This is a genomic window from Qipengyuania flava, assembly GCF_011762005.1.
Classification (GTDB): domain Bacteria; phylum Pseudomonadota; class Alphaproteobacteria; order Sphingomonadales; family Sphingomonadaceae; genus Qipengyuania; species Qipengyuania flava.
Genome location: NZ_JAASQU010000002.1, coordinates 330,334 through 346,644 on the forward strand (window position 1 = coordinate 330,334; position 16,311 = coordinate 346,644).

Below are 16,311 nucleotides of genomic sequence, written 5' to 3' on the forward strand. Positions count from 1 at the left end.
TCGTCCCCCTCCGGTCGAACCGGCGCGAGGATGCGCGCAAAATCGAACGAATTCAATCAGCCGTGTGCGCCGAACTCGTTCGCGATCGCGGTCGATATCCGCAGGCACAGCGCATAGGCCTGCTCGATCGGGTCGATATGGTCACGCCGGATTGCGGCATAGCCCTCGCCCGCGCCGCGCGGATAATCCCCCGCCTCCTCCAGTGCGAAGTCTTCCTTGCGCGGGAAGCTGGTGGGAAATGCGCGGCGCAATTGCGCCAGCGCATCGTCGATCCGCAGCGTGAAGACCATTTCCAGCACGTCGGTCCGGCTGATGTCGTTGGCTCGGCTGAAAGCCGGGACCGATACCACCTTGAGGAACATGTGCTGCAACAGCGCCAGGCGGACGGCCTGCAGCACGCCGATTGCGCGGCGGACGCTTTCGCGCTCGGGATGCGGATCATCGTCGGGCACCAGTTCGAACAGGCGATGCAGCTTGAGCGCATCGACGCGCAGGCGCGAAGCCAGCCGCCGGAAGACGCCGTTGCGATCATCCTTGATAAGGTACTCCGCCAATGCCTCGCAGGCGGGCGCAAGATGCTGCTCGGTGCCGCGGTAGGGACGGCTGGCCCAGTAGGCCGAATTGAACAATTCGCCGAAAGCAGCGACCGTCTTGATGCTCGCCAGCGCGTTAGAAGCGCGCACGAGGCGCATGATCTGCCGCCCGCGCGGGCTCTCGGCGAGCAGTGCGCCGATCTCCTCTATCTGGCTTTCCGCCGCGCTCCCGATCCCGGCGATGATGTTCACCGGATAGCCCAGTTGCTGGAGGATCGCATTGTGCGGAATCGCGCGAATCTGCCGCAGGCTCATTTCGCGATCGGCGGAGAGATCGCTCTGCCTTCGCGATTTCCGGCTGCCGGTCTCGTTGAGCAATCCCAATCCGAAAGCCGTGATCGCACGGCTGTAAGTGCGGCTCTCGAGGTGGTCGCGCTGGTGCTCCTTGATCGCGCGGTAGAAATCCAGGCTCAGGTCGGTCCGGCGATAGAAGGGGTCGGTTGGCACATCGGGATCGGTATGCGCCGGGCTATGGGCGACGATCTGCGTCAGCGTGGCCAGTGCGATATCGGGGGTGGCGAACAGCAGATAGCCATCGCCGCCCTGGAAACTGGCCTCGGGTTCGAGCGTGATCCCGGCGCGCGCAAACCGACGCTGCGCCCAAGCGCTGAGCGCCCATTCGATGCGATCCTCGAAGCTCGACGGATGCGCTCCGCGGCCCATGCCTTCACCGTGCGTGTCGAAGATGAGCGCGGCGACATCGTTGAGACCGTTGGCATCCATCGCCTCGGCCAGTCGGCCCTGAAGGCGTTCGATCGCGAGGCTGGCCGGGATTTGCCCGACGAACCGCCCCGCATCGGAAAAGCCCGTCTGGATCGCGATGCGGCCCCGTTTGCGCGCATAATCGCGATAATCGGGCTCGGCGAGCAAGAGGTCGAGGAAACGCCCGCCATGCTCGAGCGCGGTTTCGGTCTCGAACAAGGGCGATACGTCGACCTTGTCGGCGATCCCGAACAGCCTCGCAAAGTAAAGGGCGGCGAGCACCGTCGACGGCTGTTCGCATTCGGCAACCAGCATGCGGATCGGCGCGTCGGCGTCGATATGCTTGAGGATTTGCGCCATCGCGAGGAATTGACGCACCGCGGTCGAGCTTTCCACTGCGAGGCTGGCAAAGTTCGCGCTTTGCGGTTCCACCCCGGCCAGCAATTCGCGCAGGGCGGCGATGGCCCCGCGGCTCGACAGGTCGATATCCGCCGCTTCGCCGAGGCGTGTGCGAATTGCATTGTGCAGTTGCTTGGCGTTCACGCGGAAATGGATCCAGCCCATGCCGAGACCGTCGGCGCGCATCGCGGCCGCGAGCGTCCTCAGCGCGACTGCGCGTTCACCCTCTGCACTCCGCGCCTCGCTCTCGAGCTGGTCGATCAGTGGTTGCAGCGACAGCAGCTTGTCGTCGTGGTCCGCGGTCAGCCGGTTGGCGGCTGCCGAGAGATCCGCCGGATCGGACAGGTCCCCTGCGAACTCCGCCGCGCTGGCATGCGCCCGTGCCGCGGCACCACGCAATTGCTCGAGCATGGCATGTCTCGGGTCGACCGCTTCGAGGGAGGCCGCATAGCGGTCGAGCCGCTGCGCCTTCTCTGCCAGACGGAAGGCGATCGAAGTGTACCATTTGATGTCGGTCCGACCATCCATGTCGTAGCCGACCCAACTGGCGAAGCGGAATGGCAGCGGGCGCGCCTCGTGCCACCGGTCGGGAAAGGCCTGCTGCGCGCTCGCAAGCACGGTTTCGACGATGCGGTCGCGCGCATCCTGCGCATTGGCCATCGCGGCCATTGCCCGATCATGTTCGTAGCCGAGCGTGATCTCGGGGCGCTCGTGCGAATCGCTCACGCTGGCCGCTTCGCCGTTGCCGACCGCCGCCGCAACGGCATCGGACTGCTGGGGCGAAAGCAGGAAGGTCGGATGCGCAGTAAACACCGCATGCATGTGCGGCTGCTCCCAGAACGCGCGGAATGCGTCGAAATCGTCCGTCGGGCCCGTCATCCCTGCGAGCCGTTCGGCCGCGTTCTGCGGCGCCAGCAGATCGCGCAGCCGATCCGCACGCGCATCGAGCGACTGCGCTTCCAGTTCGTCGACCAGTCCCGCCAGCGCGTCGATGCTCAACTCGCCGCTCTCGAGCTTGCGCGAAATGTCCAGCGAGAGTTGAAACACCGGATTGAACAGCGGAGTTTCCTGCGTCTGGCGGTGGAGCACGCGCAAGCGTTCGCTCAAACTCGCGAGGGTCGGTTCGATTGTCGTATCAGCCATCATATTCCCTATGCCCCGAATGGTCGTGGGTTCCGCGGCAATCCGGCGCGCAAGTCAAGCTGCACCCGCACTGCAGCCGCGATGAATACGGTTGCGAATGCCCGTAACCGGCCTTGCACCTGTTCGACCGGGGAATTCCGGGCTGGACTTGCAACGTGGCAGCCGCCACCCCTCGCATTCGCGTTAACCGCTTGCGGAAACGCTATCTTGAAACGCTGCGCCCGACACCGGCAAAGGGGGCGCAAGAGGGGTTTATGAGCGACTGGACGATCGGGATTATCGGCGGATCGGGTCTTTACGCCATCGATGCGCTGGAAGACGCGCAATGGATTCCCGTCCAATCCCCCTGGGGTGTCCCGTCCGACGAGATACTCTGCGGCACGATCGGCCATGTCCGAGTACGGTTCCTGCCACGGCATGGGCGCGGTCACCGGCTCGCTCCCTCGACGCTCGATGCGCGCGCCAATATCGACGCGCTCAAGCGCGCCGGCTGCACCGATATCCTCGCGATCAGCGCAGTCGGGTCGCTGTCGGAAGATCTGGCACCGGGGCGTTTCGTGACCGTCGATCAATTTATCGACAATACGAAAGGTCGGCCGGCCAGCTTCTTCGGTGACGGTTTCGTCGCGCATGTCTCGATGGCCGATCCGGTGTGCGAACGCCTGTCCAAACATGCCGCCAAAGCTGTGCTCGCCTCGGGCGGCGATTGCACCGAAGGCGCGACTTATCTGGCGATGGAAGGCCCGCAATTTTCCACCCGCGCCGAAAGCCGGCTGTACCGCCACTGGGGAGCAGAGGTGATCGGCATGACGGCCATGCCCGAAGCGCGGCTCGCGCGAGAGGCCGAACTGCCCTATGCATTGTTGGCGATGGTCACCGACTACGATTGCTGGCGCGAAGACGGCGACGCGGTCGATGTTGCGCAGGTCGTCGCGCAAATGCAGGACAATGCCGAACTCGCGCGCAAGGCGGTCGAGCTGTTCTGCCGCAGCCTGCCGCGCCAGCGCACGCCATCGCCGATCGACCGCGCGCTCGACAATGCCGTCATCACCGCCCCCGACAGCCGCGACAGGGGAGCGATGGCCAGGCTCGATGCCATCGCCGGACGGGTGATCTCACAAGGATGAGCGATACTTACGATCTGCTCGTCATCGGCGGCGGTATCAATGGCGCGGGCATTGCGCGCGATGCCGCCGGGCGGGGCTTGCGGGTCCTGCTGGTCGAGAAGGACGATCTCGCCTCGCACACCTCCTCGGCGAGCACCAAGCTGGTGCACGGGGGGTTGCGCTATCTCGAACATTACGAGTTCCGCCTGGTCGCGGAGAGCCTGCGCGAACGCGAAGTCCTGTTGCGCAACGCGCCACACATCATCTGGCCGCTGCGTTTCGTGATGCCGCACGAGCCGAGCATGCGTCCAAAGTGGATGCTGCGGCTCGGTCTCGCGCTGTACGACCACATCGGCGGCCGAATGAGCCTGCCCAAGAGCAAATCGGTCGACCTGCGTATCGCGCCGCATCGCACCATCCTGCAGGATCGGCTCAAGGCTGGGTTCGAATATTCGGATTGCTGGGTCGAAGATGCCCGACTGGTAGTGCTGAGCGCCCGAGATGCCGAGGAGCGGGGTGCGGAAATCCGCGTGGGCACAGAGTGCATCGCGCTCGAACGCGGAAGCGAGCGGTGGACCGCGAGCTTGCGCGACGAGACCGGCGAACGGGAGGTGAGCGCGCGCGCGGTCGTCAATGCCGCGGGTCCGTTCGTCGATCGGGTGGCGCAGATCGCACTCGGGGCAGGCACGCCCGCCCACCTGAGGCTGGTCAAGGGCAGTCATATCATAGCATCGCGGCGCTTTCCGGGCGAGCATGCCTATATCTTCCAGCAGCCCGACGGACGCATCGTCTTCGCCATTCCCTACGAACGCGACTATACGCTGATCGGTACCACCGACCTTCTTTACGGGGGCGATCTGGACGCGGTCGACATCGCACCCGAAGAGGTGACCTATCTGTGCGAGGCGGCGTCGCGCTTTTTCGCCAGCCCGGTCACCGAAGACGAAATCGTATCGAGCTATGCCGGCGTCCGACCGCTTTACGAAGACAATGCCGCGAGCAATTCGACCGTGACGCGCGATTACGTCTTCGAACTCGAGGCCGATGGCGGTGCGCCGATATTGTCGGTCTATGGTGGGAAAATCACCACCTATCGCAAGCTCGCCGAACATGCGCTTGAAAAGCTTGGCGACGTCATGCCGGTCGAAGGCAAGCCATGGACCGCCAATGCATCGCTGCCCGGTGGCGACATAAAGGATGCCGATTTCGCCGCCTTCCTGTGGCAGGCTAGCGAAACCTATCCCTGGCTTCCGCCCGAAATGCTGATGCGGCTCGGGCGCGCCTATGGCACGCGCCTCGCCAAGCTGCTTGGCGAGGCCGCATCACTGGCGGATCTGGGCGAACATTTCGGCGGGACGCTTTACGCTGCCGAGCTGCGTTACCTTGTCGATCACGAATATGCGCGCAGCGCGCATGACGTGCTGTGGCGGCGCAGCAAGCTGGGCCTGCACTTGCCTGAGGACGCGCAACAGGCAGTGGCCGAATGGTTCGCGGCGCAGAAGTGAACAGACGCTACGGAACAAGCGCGTTCCACAAAGCTTGAAAGGGATACACCGCAGGTCCAAGGGGCCTGCTTCATCCCTTTTTCTGTTCGGAGTCGTATGGCCCTGCACGATCCTGCCCGCCTGTCCCCCATCTCCCGCCAAGCCCTCCGCGAAGCCTATCGCGCGGAAGAGAACGCCTGCGTCGCCGAACGCATGACACAAGCCGGTGGGGCAAGCGCCAAACATGAAGAAGCCAAGGCGATCGCGGTCCACCTGATCGAGGAAGCTCGCAAGCGCAAGGCGAGCGGGATCGACGCCTTCCTGCACCAATACGGCCTCGCTACCGAGGAGGGTGTGGCGCTGATGTGCCTTGCCGAGGCACTGCTTCGCGTACCCGATGCGGCGACTGCCGATGCGCTTATCCGCGACAAGATCGGCGATATCGACTGGGCCGAGCACATGGGCGAGAGTTCCTCGACCTTCGTCAATGCGGCGACCTTCTCGCTGATGCTGACCGGCGAAGTGCTAGAGCGGCCCGAGGAAGCGCAGAAGGGCATGGGCAAGACGCTCAAGCGCGCGGTGAACCGGCTGGGCGAGCCTGTCATTCGCCGCGCCACGCTGCAGGCCATGCGTATTCTGGGCGGGCAGTTCGTTTACGGCCGCACGATCAACGAATCGCTCAAGCGGGCAGCCCCCGAACGCGCGCGGGGCCTGACGCACAGCTTCGACATGCTTGGCGAAGCAGCAATGACCTTCGACGATGCCGAACGCTATCGCGTCAATTATCACGAAGCCATCGCACGGCTGGTGCGCGAGTCCACCGGTGATGTGCGCACCGCGCCGGGCATCTCCGTAAAGCTGTCCGCGCTGCACCCGAAATACACCTTTATGCATGCCGACATCGCGATTGCGGACCTGCTGCCGATCGTACGCGACCTCGCCACCGCGGCGCGCGATGCGAACATCCATTTCACCATCGACGCCGAAGAAGCCGACCGGCTCGAGCTGTCGATGGATCTGATCGAGGCGCTGGCGCGCGACGACAGCCTGTTTACCCGCCCCGACGGGAGCCGCTGGGAGGGTTTCGGCCTCGCCATCCAGGCCTATCAGAAGCGCGGCGTCCCGATGGTCGACTGGGTCGCGCGTCTCGCGCGTAAATACGATCGCAAGTTCTTCGTCCGGCTGGTCAAGGGCGCCTATTGGGATACCGAGATCAAGCTCAGCCATGTCGGCGGGTTCAAGGACTTTCCCGTCTTCACGCGCAAGCTGGCCACCGATGTGAGCTATCTCGCCTGTGCGGAAAAGATGCTTGCCGCCGACGATGCGATCTATCCCGCCTTCGCCACGCACAACGCCTATACGATCGGCGCAATCAAGGCGATGGCAGGCGCCAAGCCGCTCGAGTTCCAGCGGCTGCACGGCATGGGCGAGGACATCTACGGTGCGCTGGCCCAGATGGAGGGCAACAACCGCACCAACGTGCGCATCTACGCCCCAACGGGCACGCACAAGGACTTGCTGGCCTATCTGGTACGACGCCTGCTCGAGAACGGCGCCAACAGTTCGTTCGTCAATCGCATGGCCGATGCCGAGGTGCCTGCTTCCGCGCTGGCAACCGACCCGGTTGCCGACATGGCGCAGGTAGAGCCCTATCGCAATCCGACCATACCGCTGCCTGCGGACATCTTCCCCGGGCGCAAGAATTCTGCCGGGATCGACCTCTCGGATCCGCTGGTGCTCGAACCGTTGCAGGAGCGCCTCGCAGCGCTCGATGATCGCCACTGGACCGCCGAGCCGACCTTCATGTCCGGCGCCGAGGCCGAGATCGCGCCGATCAACAAGCCGCACGATCTATCGGCCGAAGTCGGCACGCGCCGCGATACGCTCGATTTCGAGGTCGAGGAGGCGATCACCCGCGCCGAAGCCATCCAACCCGGCTGGGATAGGCTGGGCGGCGAAAAGCGCGCGATGCTGCTCGAAGCGGCGGCCGATCTGTTCGAGGAACACACCGACGAATTCCTGAGCCTGTGCCAGCGTGAAGCGGGCAAGACGCTTCTGGACGCGGTGCTCGAACTGCGCGAAGCGGTCGACTTCCTGCGCTTCTACGCCAATGAAGCGCGTCGCCAGTTCACCCGTCCGATCCCGCTTCCGGGCCCGACGGGCGAGGAAAATCGCCTGAGCCTGCATGGCCGTGGGGTGTTCGCCTGTATCAGCCCATGGAATTTCCCGCTGGCGATCTTCATCGGAACACCTGCCGCGGCGCTTGCCGCGGGCAATACAGTGGTCGCCAAGCCTGCCGAACAGACCCCCCTGATCGCCGCGCTGGCGGTGCGCCTGTGCCACCAGGCGGGAATCCCCGAAGAAGCGTTCCAGCTCCTGCCCGGCGCGGGCGAGGTCGGCGAAATGATCACCTCCGATCCGCGCATCGCTGGGGTTGCTTTCACCGGTTCGACGCAGACCGCACAGGCCATCAACCGCGGTCTGGCCGCACGCGAGGGGCCGATCGCCACGCTGATCGCAGAGACCGGCGGCCAGAACGCAATGATCGTCGATTCCACCGCGTTGCCCGAACAGGTCACGCGCGACGTCGTTTCCAGCGCCTTCCAGAGCGCGGGACAGCGCTGCTCGGCGCTCCGCGTCCTCTATATCCAAGACGACGTCTACGACGAGATGCTGCAAATGATTCGCGGCGGGTTCGAGGCGCTGTCCATCGGCAATCCCGAACATCTGGCGACCGATGTCGGCCCGGTGATCGACCCCGACGCCAAGTCCTCGCTCGAACGTCACGTCGCGCGCCGGAAGAAAGGCGGTCTGCCCGTATGGCGGCGGCGGCTCCATCGCGGTGCCAATGTGGGCTGCTTCGTCGCGCCGACTATTATCGAGATGGATTCGATACTCGACCTGAAGCGCGAGAACTTCGGCCCGATCCTGCACGTGGTGCGCTACAAGGCCGCCGATCTCGAACGCGTGATCGAAGACATCAACGCCACCGGCTTCGGCCTGACGATGGGCCTGCACAGCCGCAATGACGACACGCGTGCCTTCGTGGAATCGCGGATCAAGGTCGGCAATTTCTACGTCAATCGCAACCAGATCGGAGCGGTGGTGGAAAGCCAGCCGTTCGGCGGCGAGGGCCTATCGGGTACCGGCCCCAAGGCAGGCGGACCACATTACGTCCAGCGATTTGCCACCGAACGCGTAGTGAGTATCGACACGACCGCGGCAGGCGGCAACGCGACGCTGCTGGCGAGCTAAAGAGCGGATAAGATTCCCGGGCCGCTTGCTCCCGTGGCGCGGCTCGGGAATCGTTGCCGCATGGCGATTCTTTCCGACAAGTGGATCCGCGACAAGGCGCAGAACGAAGGCATGATCGAGCCTTTCGTCGAGGCGCAGCGTCGCGAAGGGGTAATCAGCTACGGGCTGTCGAGCTACGGCTACGACGCGCGGGTGGCACCCGAGTTCAAGATCTTCACCAATGTGAACAGCGCGGTGGTCGATCCGAAGGATTTCGACGGGGACAGCCTCGTCGACCGCGAGACCGATGTCTGCGTGATCCCGCCCAACAGCTTTGCACTTGCCCGCACGGTCGAATATTTCCGCGTCCCCGAAGACGTACTTGTGATCTGCCTTGGCAAGAGCACTTACGCACGCTGTGGGATCATTGTGAACGTCACCCCGCTCGAGCCGGGCTGGGAAGGGCATGTCACGCTGGAGTTCTCCAACACCACGCCACTTCCGGCCAAGATTTATGCCAATGAGGGCGCGTGCCAGTTCCTGTTCCTGCAGGGCAACGAACGTTGCGAGACGAGCTACAAGGACCGCGCGGGTAAATACATGGGGCAGCGGGGCGTGACCCTGCCGCGCTTGTGAGCGTAGCGAAGTGAGCGTCTCGCGCTTTCCCTTCTGGCGCGTCGCGCCGGGTGAGCGCGAGGGTGAATTCATCCTGCCGGTCATGCCGCCGGCCACGGTCGGTCCCGAAGGCGCACCGCATGTCATGGGCGGGGTTGCGCTGGCCGCAGCGGTCGACGCGCTCGAACTGGCCAGTGGTCAAACGCTGCTGTGGTCGAACATCCAGTTCCTTGCGCCGACGACGCATGCGGAGGAGTTGCTCGTTTCCTGCGAACAATGCGGAGGCGGGCAGTCGGTCGGCCAATGGCTGGCCGAAATCCGGAGCAACGGCAGGGTGACGCATCGGGTCAGTGCCGCGCTGGGCGCGCGCGAACCGAGCGAGCAGCGGGTCTTCAGCGCCATGCCGGACGTCCCGGCGCCCGACGATTGTGCCCCCGGCGATCGCGGCTGGGGTGTGCCCGGTACACTGGGCGACCAGTTCGACATTCGGATTGCGATGGAGGACGAGGAGCGCGGCATGCAAGCCTTGTGGTCGCGCTCGCAGGCGGGGTTCAAGGCGGATTCGGGGTGGCTGGCGATCGTTTCGGACTTTTTTCTCGGGGCGCATCCCGCCACGCGCGGCGGATCGAGCCTCGATGATACCTTCCGCTTCATCCAGGGCTGCGATGACTGCTGGGTGTTGTCGGTGACCGAGTTCGCTGCCTTCGATCGCGGGGTGGTGCACGGCAGCGCGAAACACTTCTCGCAGGACGGCCGTCTGCTGGCGATTTCGAGCCAGTGCGGGGTCCTGCCGCGCATCCCCCGCACGCCGTAACGTCTTTGACTCTCCTGCCCGCCACGCGCATTCAGGCGGCAAAGGAGAGACACATGGCCGATACCGAATTCGACATCATCGTCTACGGCGCCACCGGGTACACCGGGCGCCTCGTCGCGGAACATTTCGTGCGCGAGTATGGCAATGCCGCCGACGCCCCCAAATGGGCGATGGCCGGCCGCAGCATGGACAAGCTCGAGGCGGTCCGCGACGAAATCGACGCGCCCGCCGACACCCCGCTGGTGGTGGCCGATGCGGACGATGCCGCCAGCCTCGAAGCGATGTGCGCGCGCACCAGGGTCGTGCTCACGACGGTCGGACCGTACCAGCTTTATGGGGATGCACTGGTCGCAGCCTGTGTGAAGACCGGGACCGACTATGCCGATCTGTGCGGCGAACCCGCGTGGATGCGCGAGCAGATTGACGTGCACCACGACAAGGCCAAGGCGAGCGGCGCGCGCATCTGCTTCTCCAGCGGATTCGATTCGATCCCCTTCGATCTCGGTGTCCTGATGCTGCAGGAAGAGGCGATCACCCGCCACGGCAGCCCCGCCCCGCGCGTCAAGGGCCGGGTCCGCGCGATGCAGGGCACCTTCTCGGGCGGCACCGCAGCCAGCCTAACCGCTACGATGAAGAACGCCGCGAAGAATCCCGGCATCATCAAGGTGCTGAACAACCCGTTCGGCCTGACCCCGGGTTTCGAAGGGCCCGATCAGCCTGCCGGCCTCGTGCCGCATTACGAGGAGAAGCTGGGCAAGTGGGCCGCCCCCTTCATCATGGCGACGATCAACACCAAGAACGTCCACCGCACCAATTTTCTGCGCGGCCATCCCTATGGCGAGAACTTCCGGTACGACGAGATGATGCTCACCAGCCCCGGCGAGGCAGGCAAGGCGGCGGCCAACGCCGTGGCGGAAATGCTCAAGAACCCCTTCGGAGCCAAGCCGCCCAAACCGGGCGAGGGCCCGAGCGCAGACGAACGCGAGAACGGCTTTTACGATGTGCTTTTCGTCGGCGAGTGGGAAGACGGCAAGCGGCTGCATTACGGCGTCAAGGGCCGGTACGATCCGGGTTACGGTTCGACCAGCCGGATGCTTGCCGAAACCGGCATGGCACTGCTCGCAAGCGATAGCGAGGGCGGCGTCGGCACCCCCGGCTCGTTCCTCGGCAAGGCGCTGGTTGAACGCTTGCGCGACCATGCCGAACTGACCTTCGCGGTCGAAGAATAAGCTCGGCTGAAGCGGGTCGGAACGGCCCGCCGGCTGGTAACGAGAAAGGGGCGCCACAACCGAACGTGGCGCCCCTTTTCGTGACTACCCGAAAGTCTAGAAGCTTGCGCGCAGGCTGGCGCTGATGTTGCGGCCTGCCAGCGGGACGTAGTCCTTGGTAAAGCTGGTGTGACGGCGGCCGGTGACATCGAAGATGTTGTCCGCCTTGAGCAGCAGCGTGATCGAATTGTCGCCGCGCTCCGGTCGCCACGCGATCGAGGCGTTGACGAAAGTGTAGCCGTCGGTCGCGGTTTCGAACGGCGCGATGTCGTTCTGCTCATCATACCATTCGACTTCGCCGCGCAGGTCGAAAGCGCCCGTCGACGCGGTCAACGCTCCGGCGAGATGCAAGGGCGGGATGCGCGGGACGAAGGTATCGTCGTCGAGTTCGGCATGGACGTATTCACCCAGCAGTTCGGTACCGAGGGTGAAGCTGCCGGTGTCGATAAGGTCGAAGGCCAGCTCGCCCTCGATCCCGGTATAGGTCGCATCCTGCTGCAGGAAGACATAGACCGGAAGCTCGTCCTCTTCCTCGCCATTCTGCGCGAGATAGATGAAATTGTCGAACCAGTTGCGATAGGCCGCGATGCTGAAGCTGGCACCGGCAAAGCTGCCGCGCGCGAAGATTTCCGCCCCCCAGGCCTTTTCTTCCTCAAGGTCGGGATCGCCGATCTCGAACGCCTGCGTGGCGATGTGCGGGCCGTTGGAGAACAGCTCTTCCGCCGCCGGCGCACGCGCCACGCGCGACAGGTTGATCCCGGTGCGAACCGCGGGGCTGACATCGTAGGCGAAGCCGAGCGCACCCGAGAAGGTATCGAAATCGCGTTCGATGCCGAGCGTGTTCGATTCCACATTGGTGTTTTCGTAACGCACCGAACCTTCGACCTGGAACGGACCGGTCGCATATTCCTGCAACGCGAAGAAGGCGATCTGGTCGGTCCGGTTGGGGGCTACGAACGCCTCGGCGCCGACCGCTTCGAAATCGCGATAGTAATATTGCGTCCCGATCGACCCGCGCCACGGGCCCGAGGAATTCTGCACCAGTTCGGCGCGCGCTTCGATGCCCTGCACGTCGAAGACCGTGCCGACCTCGTCGCCTTCGAATTCGGTGTGGGTGTAGTCCGAATAGCCCGCGCGGAAGCGCAGCCGTTCGAAGAAGCCTTCGCCCAGGAAGATGTCGCCGCGCAGGTCGGCACGATACTGGCGCAGGCCGATGCTGACCGGCACGTCGCCATGTTCGTGCCCTTCTTCCTCGTCGTGATGGTCCTCGTCGTGATCTTCGTCGTCGTGATCCTCGTCGTGATCCTCGTGCTCTTCCTCGTCATGGTGATGGCCGCCCCCCGGCCGCCCCGGAATGCCATATTCGGAATCGTATACGCCAAAGGAGACACCAAGACTGCTTTCGCCCGCAAAGAAAGCGAGGCCGGCATTCGCGGTCCAGGTTTCGGTGCCGGTGTTGGGTACGAAGCCGCGCTGGTCAGCCGCCTCGCGCAGTTCCTCGGCCTCCTCGAGATGGCCTTCCTCTTCTTCTTCGGCTGCATCGGCCAACAGGTCGGCGCGCAGTTCGGGCGCCACGGTGAAGCCGGGGACCTCGAGGTCGTCGGTCTCGCGCCACGAACCGTCGGCGTGGAAAACGAAGCCACTGTTGCCCAGACGCGCATCGAGCGAGCCGCCGAATTCACGCAGGTCGGTAGCGGTATCCGAACGGGCCAGGACATCCACGTGGACCGATTCGTTCGGCAGACGCAGCGGAATTCGCTTGTCGATGACATTGACCGCGCCGCCGATCGCCTGGCTGCCGAACAGCAGCACGGCGGGGCCGCGCAGAACCTCGATGCGCTCGGCGGTGAGAGCATCGATCGAAACGGCGTGGTCATCCGAAGTGTTCGATGCGTCGATCGCACCGATGCCGTCGATCAGCACTTTGACGCGTTCGCCCGAGAACCCGCGCAGGATCGGGCGCGAGGCGCCGGGCGCGAAGCCGCTTGCCGAGACGCCGGGCTGGCTGTCGAGGACTTCGCCGATCTGGCCATCGAGATTGCGCTGCAATTCCTCGCCTTCGACCACGTCGGTCCCTGCGAGCAGATCGAAGTCGCGGATCCCCTGCGCGCTGACGACGATCCGCCCCTGATAGTCGACGCGGCGATCGTGAAGATCGTCAGTCAGCGTGGGGTCGGTCGTGGCTTCGGCAGTGTCTTCCTGCGCAGCATCCTGTGCATGAACATGATTGCCGGCAGCGAGTGCGGCGAGCGACACGGTGGAACCGATCAGGCGGAGCGAAGTTCTCATACGATACAACATATCGTGGCCCATTAACGCCGCAGCATGCTGGCGCAAGCAATTTCTGCGTATGACCCGGGCTGGTTCGATGAACATGCGCGCTATGCGGACGAGCGTCATGCGTGCGGCATAGCTACAGCGCGCGCTGTCGGCAGGGCCGTTCGGCCGCAGGAATAACGAAGATCGGGAAAATGGAGCGGGCGAGGCGATTCGAACGCCCGACCCCAACCTTGGCAAGGTTGTGCTCTACCCCTGAGCTACGCCCGCTCACTGGCGCTACCGGAACTGGGTGGTCCCGGTGGGGAGGCGGCCAACTAGCAGCGGGTTCTGAGTCCCGCAAGCCGAAAATTGCAGTTTTTTTGCTGGCCTTGCGAGCGTGCCTGCGCTCCTTCACATTGGCGCAGGAATGCCCACATGAGGCAGACGCGATTACACGAAGGAAAGGTACGTTTACGTGGCGAGCATGGGCCTGAACATGGACGAGCAGAAGGCGGTCGAACGCTTCAAGAGCGAGGTCGTCGAACCGTCGATGTCGAAGCTCGTCATCCTCGATTTCTATGCCGACTGGTGCGGCCCCTGCAAGGCGCTCGCTCCGATGCTGGAAAAGGTCGCAGCCGAATATGCCGACAAGGGCGTGGTGCTGAAGAAGGTCGATGTCGATGCGGAGAAATTCATCGCCGCGCAATTCCAGGTGCAATCGATCCCGACCGTCTATGCCATGTTTCAGGGGCAGCCCGTCGCCGACCTGACCAATGCGCGCAGCGAATCGCAGCTGAAGCAGACGCTCGACCAGATCCTTGCGCAGCTTCCGATCCAGCCCGGGGCCGAAGGCGATGCCGCTGCCCAGCAGCAGCAGGACGTGACACAATTCGTTGCCATGGCCGAACAGGTGCTTGCCGAAGGCGATCCCGAACGTGCTGCAGGCGTTTTCGGCCAGGTGGTCCAGATGGCGCCCGACAATGCCGCGGCACATGCCGGACTGGTGCGCGCGCTGGTGCAGGCCGGCCATGTCGAACAGGCGCAGGCCGCCCTCGCCGCTGCCGAAACCAATCCCGCGCTGGCGGGCGACGCACAGATCGAGCAGGCCAAGAGCGCGCTCGAACTGGCGGGCAACAAGGTCGATGATGGCGAACTAGCTGCGTTGAGGGACAGGGCCGCAAGCGGAGACATGCAGGCCCGCTACGACTATGCCGAGGCGGCCTTTGCCGCAGGCGATCGCGATGCGGCAGCCGACGAACTGCTGGCGATGTTCGAGAGCGATCGCGAATGGAACGAAGGCGCGGCCAAGACCAAGTTGCTGCAGATTTTCGAAGCGGTCGGACTGGAAGACCCGTGGGTCGTATCCACCCGGCGCCGCCTCTCGCGGCTCCTGTTCGGATAGGCCCCGCCTTGAGCAAACGCCTTTCCATTTTTCCGCTTCCCGGCGCGATCCTGTTTCCCGGCCTGCAATTGCCGCTGCACATCTTCGAGCGGCGCTATCGCGATCTGGTCGGCAGTGCGCTGGCAAAGGACCGGCTGATCGGGATGATCCAGCCGCAGAAGACGAAGGACGGCGCGCCGCTCTACTCGATCGGTTGTGTCGGGCGGATCGGTGATGTCGAAGCGCTCGAAGATGGTCGCTACAACATCGTGCTCGATGGCGAGGCGCGCTTCCGCGTGCTCCGCGAAATCGACAGCACCACCAGCTTCCGCCAGGTCGAGGCCGAGATGATCGAGGACCCGGCTGGCCAGTTCCTCTCAAGCGTAGAGCGCGCTGGCTTCGAGTTCGAAGCACGACGCTTCGCCGACATGCAAGGCTATTCGGTCGATTGGGATTCGGTCGCCCAGCTCGACGACGAGACGCTAATCAACGGCGTCGCGCAGATCGCACCCTTCGACCCGGCTTCCAAGCAGGCCCTGCTCGAAGCACCCGACCTCAAGCAGCGCTGCGAGCTGATGATCCAGCTGATGCAGTTCTTCGCGCTGCGCGACGACGGCGACGAGATCGTCACTCTCCAGTAGCGCCAGGGTGCGAGGCCGGTGAAACCGGCGATGTGCCGGGCACGCGGGTCAGCCGAGGAAGGCGCCGCGCAGGCCGTCGATCACATATTGCGCGGCCAGCGCGGCCAGCAGCACCCCCAGCACGCGCGTTATCGCGGCCTCGACCTTGTCGCCGAACAGCCGCATGATCGGGCCCGCAGCGATCAGCGCCACCATGGTGATCGCCAGCGCCGCCGCCAGCGCGCCGAGCACCACGAGGCTTTCCTCGATACTGTTGGCTTCGTTCATCAGCAGCATGATGGCCGCGATCGCTCCGGGACCGGCCAGCATGGGGATCGCCATGGGGAAGACCGAAACGTCCTCGACCTCGGGTGTGGCGGCGACTTTCTCCGCTCGCTCCTCGCGCCGCTGCGTGCGTTTCTCGAACACCATTTCGAAGGCGATCCAGAACAGCATCAAACCGCCCGCAATGCGGAAACTGTCGAGTTCGATATGCAGCGCACCGAGCAAGTCCTCGCCGAACAGCGCAAATACCAGCAGGATGACCAGCGCGATGCCGCAGGCACGGATCGCCATATTGCGTCGCTGTGCGGCGGTGGCACCCTTGGTCAGCCCGGCATAAATCGGAGCACAGCCGGGCGGATCGATGACCACGAACAGCGTGATGAAGGCGGAGAGGAACAGCGCGGTCAT

11 protein-coding genes and 1 tRNA gene are annotated in these 16,311 nt (G+C 64.4%); 8 read left to right on the forward strand and 4 right to left on the reverse strand.

What is annotated here, in order from left to right; translation table 11 throughout:
- Window positions 1-56: 56 nt before the first annotated feature.
- Window positions 57-2,837: a phosphoenolpyruvate carboxylase gene (locus tag FHS69_RS08255; protein ID WP_166777322.1), complete on the reverse strand. Its 2,781-nt coding sequence runs from the start codon at window positions 2,835-2,837 to the stop codon at window positions 57-59.
- A 254-nt stretch (window positions 2,838-3,091) separates the two neighbouring features.
- Between FHS69_RS08255 and mtnP the strand changes: the two genes are divergently transcribed.
- The 6 genes from mtnP (at window position 3,092) to FHS69_RS08285 (ending at window position 11,319) form a co-directional block, all read left to right on the forward strand.
- Window positions 3,092-3,964 carry an S-methyl-5'-thioadenosine phosphorylase gene (gene mtnP / locus FHS69_RS08260; RefSeq protein WP_166777323.1) on the forward strand — a complete coding sequence of 291 codons (873 nt, stop codon included), beginning with the start codon at window positions 3,092-3,094 and terminating at the stop codon, window positions 3,962-3,964.
- Window positions 3,961-5,448 carry a glycerol-3-phosphate dehydrogenase gene (gene glpD / locus FHS69_RS08265; RefSeq protein ID WP_166777324.1) on the forward strand — a complete coding sequence of 496 codons (1,488 nt, stop codon included), beginning with the start codon at window positions 3,961-3,963 and terminating at the stop codon, window positions 5,446-5,448. The genes mtnP and glpD overlap by 4 nt, the downstream gene beginning before the upstream one ends.
- Window positions 5,449-5,544: 96 nt before the next feature.
- A complete protein-coding gene (gene putA, locus FHS69_RS08270; RefSeq protein WP_166777325.1) occupies window positions 5,545-8,682 on the forward strand; it encodes a bifunctional proline dehydrogenase/L-glutamate gamma-semialdehyde dehydrogenase PutA in 3,138 nt (1,045 codons plus the stop codon).
- A gap of 60 nt (window positions 8,683-8,742) precedes the next feature.
- Window positions 8,743-9,297 (forward strand): dCTP deaminase, encoded by a 555-nt coding sequence (gene dcd / locus FHS69_RS08275; protein WP_067465872.1) that lies wholly within the window; start codon window positions 8,743-8,745, stop codon window positions 9,295-9,297.
- Window positions 9,298-9,307: 10 nt separating this feature from the next.
- On the forward strand, window positions 9,308-10,090 hold the full coding sequence (locus tag FHS69_RS08280; RefSeq protein ID WP_166777326.1) for an acyl-CoA thioesterase domain-containing protein: 783 nt from the start codon (window positions 9,308-9,310) through the stop codon (window positions 10,088-10,090).
- A 53-nt stretch (window positions 10,091-10,143) separates the two neighbouring features.
- Window positions 10,144-11,319 carry a saccharopine dehydrogenase family protein gene (locus tag FHS69_RS08285; protein ID WP_166777327.1) on the forward strand — a complete coding sequence of 392 codons (1,176 nt, stop codon included), beginning with the start codon at window positions 10,144-10,146 and terminating at the stop codon, window positions 11,317-11,319.
- A 96-nt stretch (window positions 11,320-11,415) separates the two neighbouring features.
- Here FHS69_RS08285 and FHS69_RS08290 read toward each other — a convergent pair whose 3' ends face one another.
- Both FHS69_RS08290 and FHS69_RS08295 read right to left on the reverse strand, forming a co-directional pair.
- Window positions 11,416-13,647: a TonB-dependent receptor gene (locus FHS69_RS08290; RefSeq protein WP_243844599.1), complete on the reverse strand. Its 2,232-nt coding sequence runs from the start codon at window positions 13,645-13,647 to the stop codon at window positions 11,416-11,418.
- 183 nt (window positions 13,648-13,830) lie between these two features.
- Window positions 13,831-13,905: transfer RNA gene (locus FHS69_RS08295), tRNA-Gly, on the reverse strand.
- Window positions 13,906-14,101: 196 nt separating this feature from the next.
- Between FHS69_RS08295 and FHS69_RS08300 the strand changes: the two genes are divergently transcribed.
- Entirely contained in the window at window positions 14,102-15,019 is a 918-nt protein-coding gene (locus FHS69_RS08300; protein WP_166777638.1) for a tetratricopeptide repeat protein, read from the forward strand.
- A gap of 8 nt (window positions 15,020-15,027) precedes the next feature.
- Window positions 15,028-15,639, forward strand: a complete 612-nt coding sequence (locus FHS69_RS08305; protein WP_243844600.1) for an LON peptidase substrate-binding domain-containing protein — start codon at window positions 15,028-15,030, stop codon at window positions 15,637-15,639.
- Between the two features lie 48 nt (window positions 15,640-15,687).
- Here FHS69_RS08305 and FHS69_RS08310 read toward each other — a convergent pair whose 3' ends face one another.
- Window positions 15,688-16,311 (reverse strand): MarC family protein, encoded by a 624-nt coding sequence (locus FHS69_RS08310; RefSeq protein WP_067499489.1) that lies wholly within the window; start codon window positions 16,309-16,311, stop codon window positions 15,688-15,690.

What these genes read in the sequence shown, in the direction of transcription:
- FHS69_RS08255 (WP_166777322.1), bottom strand. Translation starts at nt 2,837, where the DNA reads ATGGCTGATACGACAATCGAACCGACCCTCGCGAGTTTGAGCGAACGC.
- mtnP (WP_166777323.1), top strand. Translation starts at nt 3,092, where the DNA reads ATGAGCGACTGGACGATCGGGATTATCGGCGGATCGGGTCTTTACGCC.
- glpD (WP_166777324.1), top strand. Translation starts at nt 3,961, where the DNA reads ATGAGCGATACTTACGATCTGCTCGTCATCGGCGGCGGTATCAATGGC.
- putA (WP_166777325.1), top strand. Translation starts at nt 5,545, where the DNA reads ATGGCCCTGCACGATCCTGCCCGCCTGTCCCCCATCTCCCGCCAAGCC.
- dcd (WP_067465872.1), top strand. Translation starts at nt 8,743, where the DNA reads ATGGCGATTCTTTCCGACAAGTGGATCCGCGACAAGGCGCAGAACGAA.
- FHS69_RS08285 (WP_166777327.1), top strand. Translation starts at nt 10,144, where the DNA reads ATGGCCGATACCGAATTCGACATCATCGTCTACGGCGCCACCGGGTAC.
- FHS69_RS08290 (WP_243844599.1), bottom strand. Translation starts at nt 13,647, where the DNA reads ATGAGAACTTCGCTCCGCCTGATCGGTTCCACCGTGTCGCTCGCCGCA.
- FHS69_RS08300 (WP_166777638.1), top strand. Translation starts at nt 14,102, where the DNA reads ATGGGCCTGAACATGGACGAGCAGAAGGCGGTCGAACGCTTCAAGAGC.
- FHS69_RS08310 (WP_067499489.1), bottom strand. Translation starts at nt 16,311, where the DNA reads ATGACCGCGCTGTTCCTCTCCGCCTTCATCACGCTGTTCGTGGTCATC.